This window comes from Sphingomicrobium sediminis (assembly GCF_023805295.1).
Lineage (GTDB): Bacteria > Pseudomonadota > Alphaproteobacteria > Sphingomonadales > Sphingomonadaceae > Sphingomicrobium > Sphingomicrobium sediminis.
Map to the genome: position 1 here is coordinate 1,054,445 of NZ_JAMSHT010000001.1, position 21,050 is coordinate 1,075,494.

Annotated in this window: 22 protein-coding genes; 11 read left to right on the forward strand and 11 right to left on the reverse strand. The window is 62.4% G+C overall.

What is annotated here, in order from left to right; all coding sequences use genetic code 11:
- Positions 1-15: 15 nt before the first annotated feature.
- Entirely contained in the window at positions 16-2,037 is a 2,022-nt protein-coding gene (paaZ, locus tag NDO55_RS05360) for a phenylacetic acid degradation bifunctional protein PaaZ (protein ID WP_252113157.1), read from the forward strand.
- Positions 2,037-2,642: a hypothetical protein gene (locus NDO55_RS05365; RefSeq protein ID WP_252113159.1), complete on the forward strand. Its 606-nt coding sequence runs from the start codon at positions 2,037-2,039 to the stop codon at positions 2,640-2,642. Before paaZ ends, NDO55_RS05365 begins: the two co-directional genes overlap by 1 nt.
- Positions 2,643-2,683: 41 nt before the next feature.
- On the opposite strand, the gene NDO55_RS05370 is transcribed toward NDO55_RS05365, so the two are convergent.
- The 5 genes from NDO55_RS05370 to NDO55_RS05390 are packed head-to-tail and all read right to left on the reverse strand — an operon-like array spanning position 2,684 to position 5,155.
- On the reverse strand, positions 2,684-3,232 hold the full coding sequence (locus NDO55_RS05370) for a F0F1 ATP synthase subunit B family protein (protein WP_252113161.1): 549 nt from the start codon (positions 3,230-3,232) through the stop codon (positions 2,684-2,686).
- Positions 3,225-3,719, reverse strand: coding sequence for a F0F1 ATP synthase subunit B family protein (locus tag NDO55_RS05375; RefSeq protein WP_252113163.1), 495 nt, complete (start codon positions 3,717-3,719; stop codon positions 3,225-3,227). Before NDO55_RS05375 ends, NDO55_RS05370 begins: the two co-directional genes overlap by 8 nt.
- Before the next feature lie 32 nt (positions 3,720-3,751).
- The gene (locus NDO55_RS05380) at positions 3,752-3,979 is read right to left on the reverse strand and encodes a F0F1 ATP synthase subunit C (RefSeq protein ID WP_085217225.1); all 228 of its coding nucleotides are present in this window, start codon (positions 3,977-3,979) and stop codon (positions 3,752-3,754) included.
- 30 nt (positions 3,980-4,009) lie between these two features.
- Entirely contained in the window at positions 4,010-4,765 is a 756-nt protein-coding gene (locus NDO55_RS05385) for a F0F1 ATP synthase subunit A (RefSeq protein WP_252115548.1), read from the reverse strand.
- Positions 4,766-4,804: 39 nt separating this feature from the next.
- Positions 4,805-5,155, reverse strand: a complete 351-nt coding sequence (locus NDO55_RS05390) for an AtpZ/AtpI family protein (protein WP_252113165.1) — start codon at positions 5,153-5,155, stop codon at positions 4,805-4,807.
- A gap of 157 nt (positions 5,156-5,312) precedes the next feature.
- Here NDO55_RS05390 and NDO55_RS05395 point away from each other — a divergent pair, with 157 nt between their 5' ends.
- From NDO55_RS05395 to NDO55_RS05425, 7 genes are all read left to right on the forward strand, one after another.
- Positions 5,313-6,140, forward strand: coding sequence for a DUF4163 domain-containing protein (locus tag NDO55_RS05395; protein ID WP_252113167.1), 828 nt, complete (start codon positions 5,313-5,315; stop codon positions 6,138-6,140).
- 70 nt (positions 6,141-6,210) lie between these two features.
- Positions 6,211-6,894: a RadC family protein gene (gene radC / locus NDO55_RS05400; protein ID WP_252113169.1), complete on the forward strand. Its 684-nt coding sequence runs from the start codon at positions 6,211-6,213 to the stop codon at positions 6,892-6,894.
- 124 nt (positions 6,895-7,018) lie between these two features.
- Complete coding sequence (locus NDO55_RS05405; RefSeq protein ID WP_252113171.1) at positions 7,019-7,537, forward strand: hypothetical protein; 519 nt, start codon at positions 7,019-7,021, stop codon at positions 7,535-7,537.
- Complete coding sequence (locus NDO55_RS05410; RefSeq protein WP_252113173.1) at positions 7,528-8,202, forward strand: hypothetical protein; 675 nt, start codon at positions 7,528-7,530, stop codon at positions 8,200-8,202. Before NDO55_RS05405 ends, NDO55_RS05410 begins: the two co-directional genes overlap by 10 nt.
- Before the next feature lie 100 nt (positions 8,203-8,302).
- Complete coding sequence (gene purB, locus NDO55_RS05415) at positions 8,303-9,619, forward strand: adenylosuccinate lyase (RefSeq protein ID WP_252113175.1); 1,317 nt, start codon at positions 8,303-8,305, stop codon at positions 9,617-9,619.
- Positions 9,620-9,765: 146 nt separating this feature from the next.
- Positions 9,766-10,149, forward strand: coding sequence for a biliverdin-producing heme oxygenase (locus NDO55_RS05420; RefSeq protein WP_252113177.1), 384 nt, complete (start codon positions 9,766-9,768; stop codon positions 10,147-10,149).
- A complete protein-coding gene (locus NDO55_RS05425; RefSeq protein WP_252113179.1) occupies positions 10,146-12,755 on the forward strand; it encodes an HWE histidine kinase domain-containing protein in 2,610 nt (869 codons plus the stop codon). The genes NDO55_RS05420 and NDO55_RS05425 overlap by 4 nt, the downstream gene beginning before the upstream one ends.
- A gap of 3 nt (positions 12,756-12,758) precedes the next feature.
- Here NDO55_RS05425 and NDO55_RS05430 read toward each other — a convergent pair whose 3' ends face one another.
- The 3 genes from NDO55_RS05430 to dnaK form a co-directional block, all read right to left on the reverse strand.
- The gene (locus NDO55_RS05430) at positions 12,759-13,649 is read right to left on the reverse strand and encodes an MBL fold metallo-hydrolase (RefSeq protein WP_252113181.1); all 891 of its coding nucleotides are present in this window, start codon (positions 13,647-13,649) and stop codon (positions 12,759-12,761) included.
- Positions 13,650-13,705: 56 nt separating this feature from the next.
- The gene (gene dnaJ, locus NDO55_RS05435; protein ID WP_252113183.1) at positions 13,706-14,845 is read right to left on the reverse strand and encodes a molecular chaperone DnaJ; all 1,140 of its coding nucleotides are present in this window, start codon (positions 14,843-14,845) and stop codon (positions 13,706-13,708) included.
- A gap of 67 nt (positions 14,846-14,912) precedes the next feature.
- Positions 14,913-16,868, reverse strand: a complete 1,956-nt coding sequence (gene dnaK / locus NDO55_RS05440; RefSeq protein ID WP_252113185.1) for a molecular chaperone DnaK — start codon at positions 16,866-16,868, stop codon at positions 14,913-14,915.
- 372 nt (positions 16,869-17,240) lie between these two features.
- Between dnaK and NDO55_RS05445 the strand changes: the two genes are divergently transcribed.
- A complete protein-coding gene (locus NDO55_RS05445) occupies positions 17,241-17,522 on the forward strand; it encodes a hypothetical protein (RefSeq protein WP_252113187.1) in 282 nt (93 codons plus the stop codon).
- A 210-nt stretch (positions 17,523-17,732) separates the two neighbouring features.
- On the opposite strand, the gene fabG is transcribed toward NDO55_RS05445, so the two are convergent.
- A complete protein-coding gene (fabG, locus tag NDO55_RS05450; RefSeq protein ID WP_252113189.1) occupies positions 17,733-18,470 on the reverse strand; it encodes a 3-oxoacyl-[acyl-carrier-protein] reductase in 738 nt (245 codons plus the stop codon).
- Complete coding sequence (gene fabD / locus NDO55_RS05455; protein WP_252113191.1) at positions 18,470-19,393, reverse strand: ACP S-malonyltransferase; 924 nt, start codon at positions 19,391-19,393, stop codon at positions 18,470-18,472. Before fabD ends, fabG begins: the two co-directional genes overlap by 1 nt.
- Positions 19,394-19,580: 187 nt before the next feature.
- On the opposite strand from fabD, the gene NDO55_RS05460 reads away from it, so the two are divergent.
- Entirely contained in the window at positions 19,581-20,174 is a 594-nt protein-coding gene (locus NDO55_RS05460; RefSeq protein WP_252113193.1) for a hypothetical protein, read from the forward strand.
- An 80-nt stretch (positions 20,175-20,254) separates the two neighbouring features.
- On the opposite strand, the gene NDO55_RS05465 is transcribed toward NDO55_RS05460, so the two are convergent.
- On the reverse strand, positions 20,255-21,019 hold the full coding sequence (locus NDO55_RS05465; protein WP_252113195.1) for an SDR family oxidoreductase: 765 nt from the start codon (positions 21,017-21,019) through the stop codon (positions 20,255-20,257).
- Between the last annotated feature and the right edge of the window lie 31 nt (positions 21,020-21,050).

A 21,050-nucleotide genomic window follows, 5' to 3' on the forward strand; every position in this document is an offset into this window, starting at 1 on the left:
GAGAGGATGCCCGCGATGAAGACGCTCGAACTGATGAACTATGCCCGCGACCAGTGGATTCGCGGCGACGGCGGGCTGCGCGATATTCCCAGCGCCATCGACGGCAGCATCGTCGCCGCAACCGGTTCGGACGGGCTCGATTTTGCAGCGATGCTCGATCATGCGCGCCATGTCGGTGGCCCCGCGCTCCGCAAGATGACCTTCCACGAGCGCGCTTGGATGCTCAAGGATCTCGGCCTCGCCATCATGGCGCGCAAGGAAGAGCTCTATGCGCTCAATCCGCATTCGGGCGCGACGCGCGGCGATGGCTGGATCGATATCGATGGCGGCGCGCTGACTCTGCTCAGCTACTCCTCCACCGGCCGCAAGAAACTGCCCGACGCGCATGTCCTGCTCGACGGCGAGCAGGAGCCGCTGGCCAAGGAGCCCGGCTTCGTCGGCCAGCACATCATGACGCCAAAGCAGGGCGCGGCGGTGCATATCAACGCCTTCAACTTCCCCGTCTGGGGCATGCTGGAGAAAGTCGCGCCGACCCTGCTTGCGGGCATGCCCTGCATCGTCAAACCCGCGACGGCGACCAGCTATCTCGCCGAGGCCGCCTTCCGCATCATGATCGAGACGGGCGTGCTGCCCGATGGCGCGGTGCAGCTGGTCGTCGGCGGGGTCGGCGACATGTTCGAGCATCTGACCGGCCAGGACGTCGTCAGCTTCACCGGATCGGCGCAGACCGCCAACAAGCTCAAAAATCACCCGACCGTGCTGCGCGAGAGCGTCACCTTCGTCGCCGAGCAAGACAGCTTGAACGCGTCCGTCCTCGGACCCGATGCCGGTCCCGACACGCCCGAATTCGACCTGTTCGTGAGTGAGGTGGTGCGCGAAATGACCGTCAAGGCGGGCCAGAAATGCACCGCCATCCGCCGCGCGATGGTTCCGGCGCAGCATCTCGATGCGGTCGAGGCCGCGATGACCGAAAAGCTCGCCGCCATGACCATCGGCGACCCGCGCGAGAAAGAGACACAGCTAGGCGCGCTCGTCAGTTGTTCGCAGCGCGACGATGTCCGCGAGAAGATCGCCGAACTGGTCGAAGGCGGCGCGCGCATCGTCCATGGCGACCCGGATGCTTCGGTGGGGATCGAGGGCGGTGCCTTCATCACCCCTACCCTCCTGCGCGCCGACGAGCCCTGGGCTGCCGATGCGGTACACGATGTCGAAGCCTTCGGGCCGGTCGCCACCATCATGCCGTACAGCGACTTGGACGACGCCATCGCGCTCGCCAATCGCGGCATGGGCAGCCTTGCCCTCTCTATGTTCTCGAACGACGCGCAAGCTGCCGCCACCTTCGTGCGCGGCGCGGCGGCCTTCCATGGCCGCATGCTCGTCATCAACCGCGACAATGCCAAGCTATCCACCGGCCACGGCTCGCCCCTTCCCGTGCTCGTCCATGGCGGCCCCGGCCGCGCCGGCGGCAGCGAGGAAATGGGCGGCGTACGCGGGCTGCATCACTACATGCAGCGCACCGCCATCCAGTCGACCCCCGCCATGATCGCGGCGATCAGCGGCCAATATGTCGCCGGCGCGCCCAAGACGAAGAGCGATGTCCACCCCTTCCGCCTCAAGATGAACGAGATGGAATTGGGCCAGACCTTCTTCAGCGACACGCGCGAAGTCACGATCGAGGATATCGAGCATTTCGCCTATTTCACCGGCGACACCTTCTACGCCCATATGGACGAGGAGGCCGCCAAGGCCTCGCCCATCTTCGAAGGCCGCGTCGCGCACGGCTATCTCATCCTGAGCTTCGCCGCGGGCCTCTTCGTCGATCCCGATCCGGGGCCCGTCCTTGCTAACACCGGGCTTGAGGACCTCAAATTCCTCACCCCGCTCTATCCGGGCGACACGATGCGGGTCGAACTCACCGTCAAATCCAAGTCGATCAAGTCGGACGAAACCGGCGTGGTCAAATGGGCGGTCGAGATTTTCAACCAGGACGACGAACCGGTCGCGACCTACACTCTACTGACGGAGAACACCCCCTGATGAATCTGCGTAGCCTGGCCGGGGCCGGTATCATTGCCCTCGCCGCCACCATGACGACCGCACAGGAAAGCCCTGACCTCGCCGACCAAGTCGTCGATGTCGACCTCGACCACGGCGCTTATGTCCTGAGCTACGAGGTTGTCAGTTACGAAATCGACGATCCCGCCCGGGTCGCGGATGCTCGGGAGATGTTCGACATGCTGAGCGGCATGCAGGAGGACATCCGTATTTGCCTCGACGCCCGATATGAGGAGGTCGCAAAGACCTTCGAAGAGCGTACCAACGACTTCGAGAATGAACTTGGGTGCAAGGAGCGCGTCGTCCAAGTCTCGGATGACGGGCACGATTTCACCGAGGTATCGCGGTGCCCGATCCCCTATGAAACGGCGGGCTCCTATACCGACTTGGAACGACAGGTAGTGCAGACCAGCCGAGCCTGGCAAGCCACCATCACCAACAATCAGGTCTTCGGCGATGGCAGTCCGACGCATCGGTCGGTGATGAAGCAGAGTCTGACCCATGTCGGCGAATGCACGGGCGACGAGCTCGACCTGACAGCAGAACTCGAAGCCGAGATTGCAGAAATGGAAAAGCCCAAGGCGTAAGGCCCCGGGCTCTTCCTGATTTCAGGCTGTGAAAAGCGGCCTTAGCCGAGCTTCGTGATCGCTTCGTCGACCAGCTTGGCGTCGGTGTCGGCATCCGCCTTGTCGGCGATCAGCTTGGCCGCTGCGGCCTTGGCGGCTTCCGCCGTCTTGGCCTTGAGGTCGGCGATCGCGGCGCGCTGTTCGGCAGCGATCTTGGCTTCCGCCATGGCCTTCTTGCGAGCGACCATTTCCTTGGCGTCGACGGCCGCCTTGGCGACGATGCTGTCGGCCTCTTCCTCGGCACGGGCGACGATCGCCTTGGCGTCCTGCTCGGCCGCACGCGCCTTCTTCTGATATTCGGCCTTCAGCGCCTCGGCTTCCTCGCGAAGCGTCTTGGCTTCGTCGAGCTGCTCGCGGATCGCGTCGATCTTCGCATCGAGGCTCTTGGCGACCGCTGCCGGCACCTTCTTCCACAGCATCAGCGCGATGACCGTAGCCATGGCGAAGGCGACCCAAACGGCACCGTCCTTGAAGTAGCTCTTCTCGGTCGCTGCGTTGGTGGCGATTTCCGGTTCGATCACCGCTGCAAGGAGGAAAACGAGATCAGCCATCGGCCAATTCCTTCTTCACCGCAGCAGTTGCGGTTTTCTTGTCGACCTTGAGGCCGGCAACCTTGAGCGCCATCGCCTGCGTGGCTTCGGCGGCAAGGCCTTCGAGTTCGGCCAGCGCAGCTTCGCGCTGTGCCGACAGCTCGGCGGCTGCGGTGTCGAGCTTCTTGTCGATCGACTTTTCGGCACGCTTCAGGCTGGCTTCGGTCTTCTTCGCTGCAGTCGCCTTGGCCTGCGCGGTGGCCTTGCCGGCCTCGCCACGCGCCGCGTCGAGCTGCTCGCGATAATCCTCTTCCAGCTTGTCGGCAGCGGCCTGCGCTGCCTCGGCTTCCCGAAGGTCGGCTGCGATCTTCTCGTCACGCAGATCCACCGTCTTCTGGATCTTGGGCACCATGCCATAGCCGATGAAGACCAGGATGGCGCCAAAGAAGACCGTCAGCCAGAAGATCTGCGAGGCGTAGATTTCCGCGATTTGCGCGAGTTGCGGCATGAACCGACCCTCAAGAAAAGCCTAAAGAGAAGTTACGCGACGAAGAGCAGGATCATCGCGACGACGAACGCCAGCAGGCCGAGAAGTTCGGCAGCGGCGAAGCCGATGAACAGGCGACCCTGCTGGCCGTCAGCGGCGGCCGGGTTGCGCAGCGCGCTCTCGAGGAAGGAACCGAAAACGTTACCCACACCGAGGGCGGCCATGCCGACGCCAATCGCGGCGAGACCGGCACCAAGCAGCTTTGCGGCTTCTGCGTCCATGATAAAAACTCCCAGTTGAAAAAATCGTGATTAGTGAAGGTTGATCGCGTCGTTGAGATACAGCGACGTGAGCAGGGCGAAAACGTAGGCCTGGATGCCTGCGACCAGGATCTCGAGCATCGAGATGCCGATCATCAGCACGAAGCTGGGCACCGAGACGATGGCGAGCGTAGCGATCCCGCCGGCGGTCCCGTTGATGACGAAGCCGGCAAGCACCTTGAGAAGGATGTGCCCGGCGGTCATCGCGACGAAGAGACGCAGGCCGAGGCTGATCGGGCGGAACATGAAGCTGAACAGCTCGATCAGGAAAATGAGCGGCACCATCACCTTGGGCGTGCCGTGCGGCACGAAAAGGCTGAAGAAGTGCAGGCCGTGCTTGAAAAAGCCGACGATGAGAACCAGCAGGAAGCTCACGACGGCGAGGACGCCGGTGATCGTGATGTGGCTGGTCACAGTAAAGGCGTGCACGCCGAAAATCGCGGTGGGCAAGAGGCCCAGCAGGTTGGCGAACAGGATGAACATGAAGAGCGCGAACACGTAGGGGACGAACTTGCGTCCTTCCTTGCCGATATTCGTGTCGATCATGTCGGTGATGAAGCCGGTGAAGCCTTCGACGGCCATCTGCCAGCGACCCGGAACCAGGTCGCGCTTCATTCCGCCCCACATGAAAATGCCGAGCGCGATCAACGTCGCCGCCATCCAGGCTGCGCTGTTGGTAAAGGGAATCTGGTAACCGGCGATTTCCCAGCCTTCGCCGAAGAGCGGGTGCACTTCGAACTGGTACATCGGATCGATCTTGCCGGCTTCTTCGCCTTCCTTGGCCACTTAGCTCTCGTCCCGTTCACTGCCGCCCGACATGGTGCCGGACGAAAATTTCACGATGCTCCAGAACCCGCCGACGATCCCGAGGACCAGGCCGACGATCAGGAGCAGGCCCCCTGTATCGAAGATGCGGTCCATCGCATATCCGACCAAAGTGCCGCCAAACAGGCCGCCCAGAAGATAGGAAAGGACCCGCGATCCCGCAGCCTCGTTCTTGTCGGGCTTTTTGCGGTTCGCTCCGGTCCGTTCCGCTTCCTTTGCCTGCGCTCGCCGCAATCGCTCTTCGAGCGAATCGATGCGCGCATCCTCGGGAAGTTTCGACGCGTCCTGTCCGGGTTCGTTTTCAGCCACCATTCCTCCCGTAAACCAAGTGCCAGCCCTTCGAATGAAAGCTGGCACCAGGAGCCGGGGCTTTCAACGAGCCCGCTTAGGCAGCGCCCCTTTATGAAGCAGGGGTTTGAGTGTCAACCGCATGGGTGGAACACAAACGCACTTTTTACGCTTATCCAACATGGTACGAGCAATTTCCGCGCCGCGTCGTGTGCTGCTGCCGATCATCGGCATGGCGGCATTCGGCCTCATGGCGTGCCAGGACGCTTCCGAGACCGATGGCACGCAGGACCCGCCGAGCGCGACCATGACCGATCCCCCTGCCCCCGAAGCGATGCAGGAACAGGCCACCGCGGTGCGCATCGAGGTCGAGGACGATCTCGTCGACTATACCTATGCCTGGTCCGCCGAGGCCGCCGCGATTCCCGCCATCGACACGTCGTTCCGCGAACAAAGCGACACGGCACTCGCCGAGTTACGCCGGATGGCCGAGGACGAGGCCAAATTCCGCAGCGAAAACGGCATGGAGTTTGGCGGCCTGTTCGGTTCGACCGAATGGGAAACTGCGGGCCAGAGCGAACGCTTGCTCAGCCTGGCGGGCGAGACTGCAGCCTATACGGGCGGCGCGCACCCCAATTCGGGCGCTATCGCCCTGCTGTGGGATCGCGAGGCGAATGACGAAATCACCATCCGCACCCTGTTCGGCAGCGATCGCAGCCGCGACGGCGCATTGCGCGACGGCTTTTGCGAAAAGCTCAAGGCCGAGCAAATGGACCGGCGCGGCGTCGAGCTGGAGGGCAGTTTCGGCCAGTGCCCCGGCCTCGAGCAGATTATCATCGCACCCAAGGATGGCGACGGCGACGGCCTGTTCGAGCGCATCCTCATGACCGCCAGCCCCTATGTCGCAGGCCCCTATGCCGAGGGCAGTTACGAGATCGAACTGCCGGTCGATGCCGCCATCCGCAATGCGATCGCCGAGCCCTTTCGCGCAAGCTTCGCTGCCGACTAGGCTTGGCCGACGGCGCGGCGCGCGCTAGCCTCCCCATTGCCGAATCTCGCTGAAGAGCGGGAGAATGCCGATGAACGATGCGACGCCTCTCGACGCCAAGGGCCATCGCGACCGCCTGCGCCAACGCTTCCTCGAAGAAGGCGAGACGGCATTGCTCGATCACGAGCTGGTCGAATATCTCCTCACCCTCGCCAATCGCCGCGGCGACACCAAGGCGACCGCCAAAAGATTGATCGCCCAATTTGGCGGCTATGCCGAATTGCTGGAGGCCGAAGTCGGCACGATGCGCGCCGAAGGTCTTACCGAGCCCCAGATCGGCGCCCTCAAGATCGCGCAGGCGACCGCACGCCGCCTTTTGGAGACCCGCACTGAGGGCCGCGATGCACTGTCGAGCTGGCAGGCGGTCACCGACTATCTGTCGGCCAAGATGGCTTGGCGCGGCACCGAGGAAGTGCGCGTCCTCTTTCTCGACACCAAGAATCGCCTGATCGCCAACGAAGCCATGTGGAACGGTACGATCGACGAAAGCGCGGTCCATGTCCGCGAAGTCATCGCCCGCGCGCTCGCCCTCAGGGCTTCGGCCATCATCATCGCGCACAACCACCCCTCGGGCGACGCCACTCCCAGCCGCGCCGACATCCGCATCACCCGCGAAATCGCCGATGCGGGCCGCCCCCTCAAGATCCGCCTTCACGATCACATCATTATCGGCACCGGCGGCACCGTAAGCCTGCGCGCGGAAGGTCACCTTTAGACCTATGTTGCAAAGATCATTAAGTCGGCTAGGCTACATAAGAGTTTTAGTTGCTTCGGGGGGAGTAAGGTAAGGCGTGGTTGAAGAGGGGTTTTCCACAAAAGCGAGAAGTTTTGGCGCGCGTGTGCTCGTCGACTGGGTCGTCGACCATATCAAGATGGCGCTGTCCGTCGCGGCGATGAGCACCTACGGCCTGCTCGCCGTCAACGATGTCGCCCCGACGCCGAAAGAGATCGCCGTATCTGCCGGCCTTGCCGAGCAGCGCACGACCAGCGCCCCGGCCGTCGCAGCCGTACCCGACCGCCCTGAAGGCCTCGTCGCCTTCCGCTTCGAGAATGACGGATCCAGCGCCGGCCAGATTGGCGAACGCATCCAGCTGGAGGTCCAGCGCCAGATCGTCTCGATCGGCCCCGAACTGGAGGGACTGCGCTTGCAGTGGGGCTTGACCGGCCTCTCTTCGGGTGCGGCGTCCAAGAGCGAGATCGACCTCGTTTACCGGCTGAAGATGAATAACGGCGCCGAAAAGGCCTGCCGCGTCAGCAATATCGAATTCGTGAACCAGCCGGCGTTGGCGCGCAGCGTCGCACTTAACATCAACAATTCCATCCAAGCATCGAAATCGGGGGCTCTTACATGCAGTTGAAAACCAGTATCGTCGCCATCTCCACGCTCCTTCTTGCCAGCTGTGGCGGCAGCGAAAGCGCGGTCGAGGAAGCGCCCGCCGACGAACTCGAGGCGCCCGCAAACGATGTCGGCGCGGCCGAAGATGATGGCAGCCTTTTCGGGGGTGAAGAGGAACAGGCTGCAGCAGCGCCGCAGCCGGTAGCACTCTCTTGCGACGCGACGGCCTACTGCTCCGGCCCGCTGGTCGTGACCGCCAACAACCTCGTTCTCTCGCGCGGCGATCGCGAACTCTATGTTCGCGGACCGGCCACTTTCCAGAACCGGTCGAACGAAGACATTCGTATCGTCCTTTCGAACAAACAGGCCGACATCACGCTCGACAATGGCAGTGCGGCATCGACCTATCGAGGCGACATAACCGGCATGAACAAATGCCGGAATTCAGCCCAGGAATGTTTCGATGCCGATCCCAACCAGTTCACGACGTTGGTTCCCGGCGACAGCCCGGCCAGGATCAATCTCTATATGCGCGGCAACCTGCAAACCTCGCTCATTCCGTCCCTTTCGGAAGTTGCGACCGGAACGCTGGTCCTCGAGGCCTACCTCGTGGAAGCGGGTCGGCCTGCCCGCCGCATCGACATCACGCTGTCCGGCATTCCCATCAAGAACCAGATCACCCAATAAGACGATGATCTACCACTCCCAATTGAGGGGGTGACGAAGCGTTGCGGCGACTGCTAGGCGGTCGCCGCACGTTTCTTTTTGCCGGAGCTAAAAAGCCGCCATGGTCCCCCGTTACGCCCGTCCCGAAATGACCGCCATCTGGTCGACCGAAAATCGTTACCGCATTTGGTGGGCGATCGAGGTCTTTGCTGCCGAAGCCATGGGCGAAATCGGCATGATCGATGCCGATGACGCGAAGACCATCCGCAAGGCCTATGACGACAATGTATTGGGCGAGATCGACGTGCCGGCCATCGACGCGATCGAGGCAGTCACCAAGCATGACGTCATCGCCTTCCTGACCTGGGCCGGAGAGAAATTGGGGCCCGAGCGCCGCTGGCTGCACCAGGGCATGACTAGCTCCGACGTGCTCGACACCAGCCTGGCGGTCCAGCTCACCCAGTCGGCCGATCTGCTTATCAAGGGTTTGGAAGAACTGCTGGACGTCCTCAAGCGCCGCGCCCACGAGCATAAGCTCACCCCCACCATGGGCCGCAGCCACGGCATCCATGCCGAACCGACCAGCTTCGGACTGAAGCTCGCGCAGGCCTATGCCGAATTCGACCGCGGCCTCACGCGTCTCAAGCATGCGCGCGAGGAAATTGCGACCTGCGCCATTTCGGGCGCGGTCGGCACCTTCGCCAATATCGATCCCCGCATCGAAGAGCATGTCGCGAAGGAATTGGGCCTCCAGCCCGAGCCGATCTCGACGCAGGTCATCCCGCGCGACCGCCACGCCGAATTTTTCGCAACGCTTGCCGTCGTCGCCAGCTCGATCGAGCGCCTAGCTGTCGAGGTTCGCCATCTCCAGCGCACCGAAGTACTCGAGGCCGAGGAATATTTCTCGCCGGGCCAGAAGGGCTCGTCGGCCATGCCGCACAAGCGCAACCCGGTACTCACCGAAAACCTCACCGGCCTTGCCCGTATGGTCCGCGCCTATGCGCTGCCGGCGATGGAAAATGTCGCTCTCTGGCACGAGCGCGACATCTCGCACTCGTCGGTCGAGCGCTTCATCGGCCCCGATGCCTGCATCACGTTGGACTTCGCGCTTGCCCGCCTGACCGGCGTCATGGACAAGCTCGTTGTCTATCCCGAGCGGATGCAAAAGAATCTCGACAAGATGGGCGGCCTCATTCACTCGCAGCGTGTCCTCCTCGCGCTGACGCAGAAAGGGCTGACGCGCGAGGACAGCTATGCCATCGTCCAGCGCAATGCGATGAAGGTCTGGGACAGCGACGGCGAGCTGAAGCTGCTCAACCTGTTGAAGGCGGATGATGAAGTCGCCGCCAAGATGAGCGAGGAAGAATTGGAAGCCCTGTTCGATCTCGACCATCACCTCGCGCGCGTCGATCATATTTTCAGCCGGGTTTTCTCCTGAGCGCGCACGCCGCCCTCAAGGCCGCGACCGCGACGGCCCATATTTCGCTCGACCGGAAATTCTCCTCGCTCGACCTGGAACTACAGGAGGACTACGCGACTTTCCTGACCGCGCAGGCCGCCGCACTCCTGCCCATGGAAGCGGCCATGGACCATGCCGGCACCGCCGCAAGCTGGAGCGATTGGCCCGCAGCAAAACGCAGCGATGCCATCCGCACTGATCTCGAAAATCTCGGGCTCCCGATGCCCGATCCGGTCGAGGTTCCGGCCTTTGGCGGCGAAGCCGAAATCTTCGGCATGCTCTATGTGCTCGAAGGCTCGCGCCTCGGCGGCAAAGTGCAGTCGCGCCTCATCGCCAATGACGCGCCGAGCGCCTTCCTCTTGCACTCAAGCCCGCTTCCGTGGAAAAAATTCATTTCGTTACTTGAACAAAAACTGGCCAGCCCCGTTGACTGCGCTCTGGCGCAGCGGGCCGCGAACGATGCATTCGGCTGCTTCGCCGCAGCTGCCAGGCGTTTTTTGGGGGCATGATGACGAGTACCGACGTAGACGATTTCGAGGGTCCAGTTGACCTTACAAACTGCGATCGCGAGCCGATCCACCAGCTCGGCGCGATCCAGCCGATCGGCTTCCTTCTGGTCGTCTCGATCGACTGGCAGGTGATGCGCCATTCGAAAAATGTCAGCGAATTCCTCCCTGTCGAGGGCGATGACCTTGTTGGTACGCGCGTCCAGGAATTCTTCAGCGGCGAAGCCATCCATGCTCTGCGCAACCGCCTCGCGCTGTTGCGCGGCCCCGATGCCATGGAGCGCCTCTTCAACATCGAATTGACCGAGAAGGTCGCGACCAAATTCGATGTCGCGGTCCACATGGTCGACGGCGATATCGTAATCGAGGCCGAACCGGCGCGCGAAAAGGAATATGGCGATGCCACCGGAACGGTGCGCTCGATGGTCAGCCGCCTCGACACCGCCAATTCAATGGAAAGCTTTTTCCGCGAAGGCGCCCGCCAGGTCCGCGCCCTCACCGGCTTTGACCGCGTCATGGTCTACAAGTTCGACAATGACGGATCGGGCGAAGTCGTCGCCGAGGCCGTGAAAAGCGGCATCGGAAGTTTCCTCGGCCTGCACTATCCGGCCAGCGACATTCCCAAACAGGCACGCGAACTTTACAAACGCTCCTTGCTGCGCGTCATCACCGACGTGGAGTCCACGCCGGTCAGCATCAAGCCGGGGCGCAATATCGAGGGCAAACCGCTCGATTTGTCGCTGTCGATCCTGCGCGCTGTCAGCCCGATCCATATCGAATATCTCAAGAATATGGGCGTGAAGGCGAGCATGTCGATCAGTTTGGTCGTTGAGGGTGAGCTGTGGGGCCTCATTGCCTGCCATCATTACAGCCCGCGATGCCCCAGTTTCGAACGCCGCTCGGTCGCCGAACTGTTCGGTCAGCTCTTTTCTATGCGGATCGAGAGCCGCGAGCGCCAGGAACTGATGGAGTTGGAGCGGCAGGCACGCGACATGTCGGACCAATTGTTGGGCGCGATTGCCACTGACGAGAGCCTCCTGCGCGACCCGCAATGGTTTTCCGAGATCATCACCGGCGTCATTCCGGCTGATGGCGTCGCGGTCTGGATCAACGGCAATTATGCCTTTGCAGGGCAAACGCCCGATACCGAACAGTTTGCGCGCATCGTGAAAGCGCTAAACGGTCTGGCTGCGGGTCGCGTCTACTCGACCGATCGCATTTCCGGCCTGGTCGACAATGCCGACCAATTTGTCGCGCGCGCGGCCGGGTTGCTCGCAATACCGATCAGCCGCACGCCGCGTGATTATGTGGTGCTGTTTCGCGAAGAGCGGATCCGCTCGGTTCGCTGGGCCGGCAATCCGCAGAAACCGGCCGAATATGGCCCCAACGGTGTCCGTCTCCACCCGCGCGAAAGCTTTGCCGAGTGGAAGCAATTGGTCGAGGGTCGCTCGCGTCCCTTTACGTCCGTTGAAAAGCGTATCGCCGAAACGCTCCGCGGCACGCTGATCGAAGTCGTGCTACGCCTTGCCGACGAAGCGTCGCTTGAGCGCAAGGCGGCCTCCGACCGGCAGGAATTGCTGATCGCCGAACTCAACCACCGCGTTCGCAACATCCTCTCGCTGATCCGTGGTCTCATCCGCCAGTCGAAGCCCGACCCGGACACGCCGATCGAGGATTTCGTCGCCATGGTCGACGGGCGCATCCATGCGCTCGCACGTGCGCACAACCAGATTACCGAGGACCATTGGGGCCCGGCGCAATTCCAGCAATTGCTCGATGCTGAGGTCGCAGCCTTCTTGGTCAACCAGAAGGACCGCGTCTCCACCGACGGCCCGGGCATCCTGCTCAATCCGCAAGCCTATTCGACCATGGCACTCGTGATCCACGAGCTGGTCACCAACTCGGCCAAATATGGCAGCCTGTCGGACTCGGGTACGGTGCATGTCAGCTGGCATCTCGACAATACCGACCACCTCACGATCGAATGGACCGAACGTGACGGGCCGGTCGTCTCGCCGCCAACGCGCAAAGGCTTCGGTACCACCATCATCGAACGCAGCGTCCCCTACGATTTGGGAGGCAAGGCCGATCTCGACTACAGGCCTGAGGGCCTACGTGCGCGCTTCGTCATCCCGCCGCGGCACCTCACGCTGCGCACTGGCGACGAGGGCAAGCAGGCCGTCAATCCGCGCCCTGAAACGAGGCAGCCGCAGCCGGCCGACAGCAACGAGAATAAGAATGCGCGGCTGCTCGAGGACAAGCACATCCTCCTCGTAGAGGACAGTCTCATCATCGCGCTCGATGCCGAGGACATTCTCACTCGCCTTGGCGCTGCGCATGTGAATACCGAAGCGAATGTCGGCAATGCGATCGCCTATCTCGACCGCGAAACGCCAGATTTCGCCGTGCTCGATATCAACCTTGGCGACATGAACAGCTTCCCCATCGCCGACCTGTTGGCGCAGAAGGGCGTGCCGTTCGTCTTCGCCACCGGTTATGGCGAGCAGGCCGACATGCCCGCCGAGCACAAGGCGCGGATGGTCCTCCAGAAGCCCTACACGATCAACACGGTCGGGCGGCGTCTCGAGGAACTGTTTTCCGAAAGCTAGGGCTTAACGCGGCGAATAATCCGTTTCGCCCGTCAGGCTCTTGTAGACCGCTTCGATGAACTTGTCGGCGCTGATGAAGCCTTCGCTGACCTCGTAGGCGTCGGTGAGGCCGCGCGCCTGCACCTGTTCCAGGCTCTCGCCCGCATCGATGCCGGCTTTCACGCCATCGCGCAGGTCGAGCAGCATGTCGTGATAGGCACGAAGCTCCGCAAAACTCGCCACGGGACCATGGCCCGGGATGATCGTCCATTCGCTGTCGACGCGGCTGAGCACGGTCTTGGCAGAAGCGATCAGGCCCTCGATCGACCCACCGGCGCCAAGATCGATGTAGGGCCAGGTGACCTCATGGAAATAGGTGTCGCCCATATGGACCACCTTGGAACCCATGAAATAGACATGGCTATCGCCATCAGTGTGGGCGTGATGGACATGGTCGATGCCGATGATCTCGCCATTCCATTCGAGGTCCACCCCGGACTCGAAGGTCAGCACCGGCAGGGCGCCATGCCCCATGTCCTGCCCGATCCGCTCGGCGATCCGCTTGCGCACATTGTCATGCGCCAACACCAGCGCGCCCTCGTCGGCGAGGTTCTCGTTACCGCCCGTATGGTCGCCATGATAATGGGTGTTCACCACGAACTCGACCGGCGCATCGTTGACGCTGGCGACGGCGGCGAGAATTTTGGGGGTCAGCGGCGCGAACTGGTCGTCGACCAGTATATTGCCATCTTCGCCGTGCTGGAGCGCGATATTGCCGCCCTGCCCGAACAGCACGCAGACACGTTCGCTCACACACTCGACGGTGATCTCGACATCGTCCATGTCCTGCGCGGCAGCAGGCGCGGCGACGAGCGCGGTGGTGGCGGCAAGGCCGGCGAGAATCGTAGTTCGCATGTGGATGTCCCCTTCGGTTTCACTGTCGAAACAAGGGGCAGCGGCGACTTGTTCCTCTAGCCTTCGAACAGGTCCTTGATGCGGCCGAAGAAGCTTTTGGTCGCGGGGCATTCGTCACCCGTCTCGGTCTCGCGGAATGCCTTGAGCAATTCCTTCTGCTTCTTCGACAATTTAGACGGCGTCTCGACATGGACCCGCACAATCATGTCGCCGCGGCCGCGCTGATTGACGACATTCATGCCCGCGCCGCGCTGGTGCAGCGCCTCGCCCGACTGGATACCCGGTGCGATCTTGAAATTGACTTTCTCGCCATCGACACCCGGCACTTCGACTTCGCCGCCAAGGGCAGCGGTCGTGAAGCTCACCGGCACTTCGGCGATAAGGGTCGAGCCCTCGCGCTGGAAGATGGGATGCCGCTTCATGTGGACGAAGAGATAAAGGTCGCCCGCCGGCGCGCCGCGCACGCCCGCTTCGCCTTCCTGGGCGACGCGGATACGCGTGCCTTCATCAACGCCCGCCGGGATCTTGACCTCCAGCTTGCGCTTCTTGAGGACGCGGCCCTCGCCATTGCAGTGACCGCACGGGTCGGCCACGACCTGGCCCGAGCCCATGCAATTGGGGCAGCCACGCTCGACAAGGAAGAAACCCTGCTGCGCGCGGACTTTGCCAGCGCCGCCGCAGGTCTCGCAGACGACCGGCTTGGAAGTGCCTTCCGAGCCATTGCCCTCGCACGGCTCGCAATCGGCTAGCGCTTCGACGGTGATGGTCTTTTCGATCCCCGAAAATGCTTCTTCGAGGCTCAGTTCGAGATCGTAGCGAAGGTCGGACCCGCGGCCTGGTGCGGGGCGCCTTGCGCCGCCACCGCCACGCGCGGCGCCGTCCATGAAATCGCCGAAGATCGACGAAAAGATGTCGGAAAAATCGCCCGAACCGCCGCCGCCGCCAAAGGGGCCGCCACCACCACCGCCATTTTCGAAGGCGGCCTTGCCAAAGCGATCATAGGCGGCGCGCTTCTGCGGATCCTTGAGGACATCATAGGCCTCGTTGATCGACTTGAAGCGCGCTTCCTGGTCGGAGCAGCCATTGTGGCGGTCGGGATGGCAATCCATCGCCGCCTTGCGATAGGCGCGCTTGATCGTGTCGGCATCCGCGCCGCGATCCACGCCCAGAAGTTCGTAATAGTCAGTGTCGGCCATGAGCCCGTCCCAAGCACAACGCGACAAGGCGCCGTTCCCCGCGTTGGAGGAACGGCGCCGTCATCGCTTAGTCGGCCTTTTCTTCGCTCTTATCGTCTTCGTCGACTTCACTGAATTCGGCATCGACGACCTCTTCGTCATCGGCCTTGCCAGCGTCGGCATCGGCGCCAGCATCACCCGAACCCGCTTCGGCACCTTCGGCCTGCTGCGCGGCGTAGATGGCCTGGCCCAACGCCATGGCCGACTTGGCGAGCGCCTCGGACTTCTCCTTGATGGCGGCATTGTCGTCGCCTTCAAGCGCTTCCTTGGTCTCCTTAAGCGCCGTCTCAATTTCCGACTTCACGCCGGCATCGACCTTGTCGCCATGCTCTTCGAGCTGCTTCTCGGTCGTATGGACGAGGCTGTCGGCCTGGTTGCGCACTTCGGCGCTTTCCTTTTTGGCCTTGTCTTCGTCGGCATACTGTTCGGCTTCCTGGACCATCTTCTCGATGTCATCGTCCGAAAGACCGCCCGAGGCCTGGATGCGGATCTGCTGTTCCTTGCCCGTACCCTTGTCCTTGGCGCTGACGTTGACGATGCCGTTGGCGTCGATGTCGAACGTGACCTCGATCTGCGGCACGCCGCGCGGCGCGGCGGGAATGCCGACCAGGTCGAACTGGCCCAGCATCTTGTTGTCCTGCGCCATTTCGCGCTCGCCCTGGAAGACGCGGATGGTCACCGCATTCTGATTGTCTTCCGCGGTCGAGAAGGTCTGGCTCTTCTTGGTCGGGATCGTCGTGTTGCGATCGATCATGCGGGTGAAGACACCACCCAGCGTCTCGATGCCGAGGCTCAGCGGCGTCACGTCGAGCAGCAGCACGTCCTTGACGTCGCCTTGGAGCACGCCCGCCTGAATTGCCGCGCCCATGGCGACGACTTCGTCGGGGTTCACACCCGTATGCGGCTTCTTGCCGAAGAACTGCTCGACCGTCTCGCGCACTTTGGGCATGCGGGTCATGCCGCCGACGAGAACGACTTCGTCGATATCCTCGGCCTTCGCGCCCGCATCCTTGAGCGCCTTCTTGCAGGGCTCGAGCGTACGCTTGATGAGGTCGCCGACCAGCTTTTCAAGGTCCGAACGCGTGATCGTTTCCACGAGATGGAGCGGGGTGGAAGAGCCACCTTCCATGCGTGCGGTGATGAAGGGCTGGTTCACCTCGGTGGTCGAGGTCGAGGACAGCTCGATCTTCGCCTTTTCCGCAGCTTCCTTGAGGCGCTGCAGCGCAAGGCGATCCTTCTTGAGGTCGATGCCTTCCTTCTCTTTGAATTTGTCGGCGAGATATTCGACGATCGCAGCGTCGAAATCCTCACCGCCGAGGAAGGTGTCGCCATTGGTCGACTTCACCTCAAAGACGCCGTCGCCAAGCTCGAGGATCGAGATGTCGAAGGTACCACCACCAAGGTCGTACACCGCAATGGTCTTGTTGCCCTCCTGCTTGTCGATCCCGTAACCGAGCGCCGCAGCGGTCGGCTCGTTGATGATGCGCAGGACTTCGAGGCCAGCAATCTTGCCGGCATCCTTGGTCGCCTGGCGCTGGGCATCGTTGAAGTAGGCAGGAACGGTAATCACGGCCTGCGTGACCGTCTCACCGAGATAGGCCTCGGCGGTTTCCTTCATCTTCTGGAGAATGAAGGCCGAAATCTGCGACGGCGAGAAATTCTTGTCGCCCGCCTTGACCCAGGCATCGCCATTGTCGCCTTTGACGATTTCGTACGGGACGAGCTCGGTGTCCTTCTTGGTCACCGGGTCATCGAAGCGGCGGCCGATGAGGCGCTTCACCGCGAACACGGTATTGTCGGGGTTGGTGACGGCCTGGCGCTTGGCCGGCTGGCCGACGAGGCGCTCGCCATCCTTGGTGAAGGCAACGATCGACGGGGTCGTGCGCGCGCCTTCCGAATTCTCGATCACCTTGGGCTTGCCGCCCTCCATGACAGCCACACAGCTGTTGGTGGTGCCAAGGTCGATACCAATGACTTTCGACATCTGGTTTCCCTCTCTCAATTCAACTCTTGTTTGGCGCCCTCCCCCGAGAGCGCACCTGTTTCAAACTCGAGGGCGATATAGGTGGCGTATTTTCACCATCAAGGGCTGCAGGCAACATGCACGTCAAAAGCCGCGAGGCAATCAGGTGTGTTGGTCGCGCGACACAGCCGGATCGTCGAAAGGCCGGGTTCTTCTATGATCTCTCTGATGAGTCACTCGACAATCTCGGACCCTTGAAAGATCGCCGAACAAAACATTGAAAAACTGGGATTTTTCAAGTAGAACGTTCTAGTCAGCTAGACGCTGTGCCATTCGGATGGAAGTGACCAACGCCTGGCCGACTGCCTTACGCAAATGAAAGGGAGACGGCGCATGACCGAATTTGGAGAAATCATCAGCTACAGCCGGCAACATCATGTCGGCATCATCAAGGCCGAGAGCGATGGCGCGGAGCTGGTCGCGGACTATCGCAACATCGAGGAAAGCGGGTTGCAGGACCTCAAGCGCCACGGCCGCGTCGCGTTTGACCGCATCGATCACGCGGATGGCCACGCCCATGCCGAGCATATCGTGCCGGTGCAGCCGATCGGCGCGGGCAGTACGCACCGGCACATGGGCGATGCACGGTGGCGGGTCACCAGAACAGACTTTTAACGGCTGGAGCGACGATGCTCCCAGACGAGGATTGCGACCCCGGTCGCAATCGGTACGCCGAACAAGAGGGCGTAGGTCTGGGCATATTCCAAGATTAGCCGTGGCTCGGAAAAAAGGCCGAGCCACAGCGGAAATAACATGATCAGGGGCGTCCAGATGCAGCCCCATCCCAGGTTACGGACGTAATTTTGTTCGCCGCGCATATGCGCCTTACGGCATTGCCATCCCGCCATTCACGTGCAGCGTCTGGCCGGTAATGTAGCTGGCTTCATCGCTCGCCAGATAGGCAACCGCAGCGCCGATATCGGCGCCCGACCCCATCTTGCCCATCGGGATACGACCAAGGATCGCGCCCTGCTGCTTTTCATCGAGCGCATCGGTCATGGCGCTAGCCATGAAGCCCGGTGCGACGGCGTTGACGGTGATGTTGCGGCTGGCCACTTCCTGCGCCAGCGCCTTGCCCATGCCGACAAGGCCGGCCTTGGCCGCGACATAGTTCATCTGCCCCGGATTGCCCGTCTCCCCGACGACCGAGCTGATATTGATGATCCGCCCGCCGCGCGCCCGCATCATCGGCTTCACCGCAGCACGCATCAGCCGGAACGCAGCTTCGAGGTTCACCTTGATGACCTGCTCCCACTCCTCGTCCTTCATGCGCATGGCGAGATTGTCGCGGGTGATGCCGGCATTGTTCACGAGGATATCAAGCTTGCCGAGTGCCTCGACCGCAGCCGGCACGAGCCCGTCGACGCTTTCGGCGTTCGAAAGGTCCGCAACCAGCGTCACATGGTCGCCGCCCAGTTCGGCCGCGAACGCCTTCAGCTTCTCCTCGTTCGATCCCGACAGCGCGAGCCGCGCGCCCTGCGCCGCAAGCGCCTTCGAAATTTCCGAACCGAGACCACCGGACGCACCGGTGACGAGCGCGGTTTTACCTTCGAGTGAGAACATCAGATTTCCTTCGCAAATGCTTCGAGGTCGCCCATCGTGACGAGGCTCGTCATGGCCGCGTCGGGGGCGATTTTCTTGACCATGCCGGCGAGCACCTTGCCGCCGACTTCGACGAAATGCGTGACGCCCTGGTCGGCCATCCAGGCGACACTTTCGCGCCAGCGCACGCGGCCCGTAACCTGTTCGATCAGCTGGGCACGGATCGTGTTCACGTCCTGTGTCGCCTCGGCGGTCACATTGGCGACCAGCGGCACGCTTGGGCCCACCAGCACATCGTCGGCCAGCGCCACTGCCATTGCGTCGGCAGCAGGCTTCATCAGCGAACAATGGAACGGGGCGGAGACGGGCAGCAGGATGGCGCGCTTGGCACCCATATCCTTGGCTCGCTCGACGACACGCTCGATCGCGCCCTTGTGACCCGACAGCACGACTTGGCCCGGATCATTGTCGTTGGCGACTTCGCATACCTCGCCCTCGGCGCAGGCAGCGGCAATCTCTTCGGCCTTGGCGATATCGACGCCGAGAAGCGCGGCCATTGCGCCCTCGCCCACCGGCACCGCCTGCTGCATCGCATCGCCGCGCGTTCGCAGCAGCTTGGCCGTGGTCGACAGTTCGAACGCGCCAGCGCCCGCCAGCGCCGAATATTCGCCAAGGCTGTGCCCGGCGACGAAGCTCGCTTTGTTGGCAAGGTCGATGCCGCTGGCGCGCAGCACTGCGATCGAATGCGCCATGATGGCGGGCTGGGCGTTGGCGGTCATGGTCAACTCGTCGGCCGGACCTTCGGCCATCAGCTTGAACAGATGCTGGCCCAGCGCCTCGTCGACTTCGCCGAATACGTCCGCGGCGGTCTTGCTCGCTTCGGCCAGTTCGACGCCCATGCCGACCTTCTGGCTGCCCTGCCCCGGAAAAATGAATGCGTACATGAAAGCTCCCCTGTGTCCTGGCGCGGAGGTACTCAGGCACGTTCGGCCTGACAAGCCTTCGCGAAGTTTCGACAAATGGAAGCCGATACGCCTTGGCATCTGCGCCGAAGTCGCTACATGGGCGCTCCCCGTCGCCTCCCGGCCGTTCTGCCCGGCGGCGGAAGTATCTGTAAATTGGAGTATTTCAATGAAAAACCTGTTTCTCGCCGCGTCGGCTGCTGCCGCGCTGATCGCCACGCCTGCCTTTGCGCAGGTCGGCCCCGAAACCGAAATCTATGCCGGTGGCAGCGTCGGTTATCACGACATCGAAAGCCTCGACCTCAGCGACTTCGGCGCCACGGGCACCCTCGACGTTGACGGCCTCGTCTATGGCGGTTTCGCCGGCGTGAAGATCGGCGGCGAAGGCAATGTCTTCTACGGCGTCGAAGGCAACTACATGGCCGGTAGCGACGCGATCGACGCCGAATATGGCGTGGCCGCCCTCGTCGGCACCAAGGTTGGCGTCGCCGACCTGTACGTCCGTTCGGGCTACCAGCTCGTCGACTTCGACACCGAATTCCTCGCCAACGAAGGCGCGGACGCGTTCGCCATGACCGGTGACGACCGCAACGCCTTCATCGTCGGCTTCCTCGACGGCTTCGGCGACGACGACAAGGCCGAAGGCTGGCTCGTCGGTGTCGGCGCCGATGTCGGCCTCGGCAACTTCATGCTCCGCGGCAATGTCGACACGATCGAGTTCGACTCGCTGCGCGTGAGCGCCGGCGTCGGTATCCGCTTCTAAGCGATACGCCCCACGAAAAGAGGGGCCGGGCGGCGTATATGCCGTCCGGCCCCTTTTTTGTTGTCCGATCTGCGGTCCGATCAGCGCATCGTCATGCCGCCATCGACCATATATTCGCTACCGGTGACGTAGGACGCATCGTCGCTGAGCAGGAAGGCGGCCACGGCGGCGACTTCATCGGAATTGCCGACGCGGCCCAGCGGCACCGCTTCCTGGATGCGCTTCTGCATATCCTTCATATCGTTCTCGCTCATGCCGCCACTTTCCTCCGAGTATCGCGCGAAGAAACCCGTATCGATGGGGCCTGGCGCCACCGCATTCACCCGGATTCCGCGCGGCGCGAGTTCGCGCGCCCAATTGCGCGCCATCGAGGCGTTGCAGGCCTTGGTCGCGGCGTAGACACTACCCATCGGCATGCCGAGATGTGGCGCGACCGACGAGGTCATGAGGATCGATCCGCCATCCTTCACCAGCGGCGCCAGTGCGTTCATCTGCAACACCGGCCCCCGCACATTGACGTTCATCATCTGGTCGAATTCCTCGGCCGACGTGTCGCCGATGGGGGTCTGCCCCCCATAGCCTGCATTGAGGTAGAGCGCGTCGATCTGCCCCATCTTTTCGGCGGCTTTTTTGAGCTCCGCCACCGCATCGGGGTCGCCCGCGTCGTTGCGCAGGACCAGGCTGGTCGGCGGCAATTCGCGGCCGGCACGATCGAGATTATCCTGGCTGGTGCCGGTCACGCCGACCTCGCCGCCTTCCTCGACGATGCGTTTGGCCGTCGCCAGCCCGATGCCGCTCGTCCCGCCGGTGATGAGTACGCGCTTGCCTTCGAAACGTCCGCCCATCTGCCTGTCTCCTTCTGCCTGTTGGGATATC

Excerpts from the sequence above, each read along its gene's own strand:
- dnaK (WP_252113185.1), bottom strand. The coding sequence starts at position 16,868 with ATGTCGAAAGTCATTGGTATCGACCTTGGCACCACCAACAGCTGTGTG.
- purB (WP_252113175.1), top strand. The coding sequence starts at position 8,303 with ATGGTCCCCCGTTACGCCCGTCCCGAAATGACCGCCATCTGGTCGACC.
- NDO55_RS05420 (WP_252113177.1), top strand. The coding sequence starts at position 9,766 with ATGGACCATGCCGGCACCGCCGCAAGCTGGAGCGATTGGCCCGCAGCA.
- NDO55_RS05445 (WP_252113187.1), top strand. The coding sequence starts at position 17,241 with ATGACCGAATTTGGAGAAATCATCAGCTACAGCCGGCAACATCATGTC.
- NDO55_RS05430 (WP_252113181.1), bottom strand. The coding sequence starts at position 13,649 with ATGCGAACTACGATTCTCGCCGGCCTTGCCGCCACCACCGCGCTCGTC.
- NDO55_RS05365 (WP_252113159.1), top strand. The coding sequence starts at position 2,037 with ATGAATCTGCGTAGCCTGGCCGGGGCCGGTATCATTGCCCTCGCCGCC.
- paaZ (WP_252113157.1), top strand. The coding sequence starts at position 16 with ATGAAGACGCTCGAACTGATGAACTATGCCCGCGACCAGTGGATTCGC.
- NDO55_RS05385 (WP_252115548.1), bottom strand. The coding sequence starts at position 4,765 with ATGTACCAGTTCGAAGTGCACCCGCTCTTCGGCGAAGGCTGGGAAATC.
- NDO55_RS05375 (WP_252113163.1), bottom strand. The coding sequence starts at position 3,719 with ATGCCGCAACTCGCGCAAATCGCGGAAATCTACGCCTCGCAGATCTTC.
- NDO55_RS05465 (WP_252113195.1), bottom strand. The coding sequence starts at position 21,019 with ATGGGCGGACGTTTCGAAGGCAAGCGCGTACTCATCACCGGCGGGACG.
- fabD (WP_252113191.1), bottom strand. The coding sequence starts at position 19,393 with ATGTACGCATTCATTTTTCCGGGGCAGGGCAGCCAGAAGGTCGGCATG.
- NDO55_RS05380 (WP_085217225.1), bottom strand. The coding sequence starts at position 3,979 with ATGGACGCAGAAGCCGCAAAGCTGCTTGGTGCCGGTCTCGCCGCGATT.
- dnaJ (WP_252113183.1), bottom strand. The coding sequence starts at position 14,845 with ATGGCCGACACTGACTATTACGAACTTCTGGGCGTGGATCGCGGCGCG.
- fabG (WP_252113189.1), bottom strand. The coding sequence starts at position 18,470 with ATGTTCTCACTCGAAGGTAAAACCGCGCTCGTCACCGGTGCGTCCGGT.
- radC (WP_252113169.1), top strand. The coding sequence starts at position 6,211 with ATGAACGATGCGACGCCTCTCGACGCCAAGGGCCATCGCGACCGCCTG.
- NDO55_RS05395 (WP_252113167.1), top strand. The coding sequence starts at position 5,313 with ATGGTACGAGCAATTTCCGCGCCGCGTCGTGTGCTGCTGCCGATCATC.
- NDO55_RS05425 (WP_252113179.1), top strand. The coding sequence starts at position 10,146 with ATGATGACGAGTACCGACGTAGACGATTTCGAGGGTCCAGTTGACCTT.
- NDO55_RS05460 (WP_252113193.1), top strand. The coding sequence starts at position 19,581 with ATGAAAAACCTGTTTCTCGCCGCGTCGGCTGCTGCCGCGCTGATCGCC.
- NDO55_RS05390 (WP_252113165.1), bottom strand. The coding sequence starts at position 5,155 with ATGGTGGCTGAAAACGAACCCGGACAGGACGCGTCGAAACTTCCCGAG.
- NDO55_RS05370 (WP_252113161.1), bottom strand. The coding sequence starts at position 3,232 with ATGGCTGATCTCGTTTTCCTCCTTGCAGCGGTGATCGAACCGGAAATC.
- NDO55_RS05410 (WP_252113173.1), top strand. The coding sequence starts at position 7,528 with ATGCAGTTGAAAACCAGTATCGTCGCCATCTCCACGCTCCTTCTTGCC.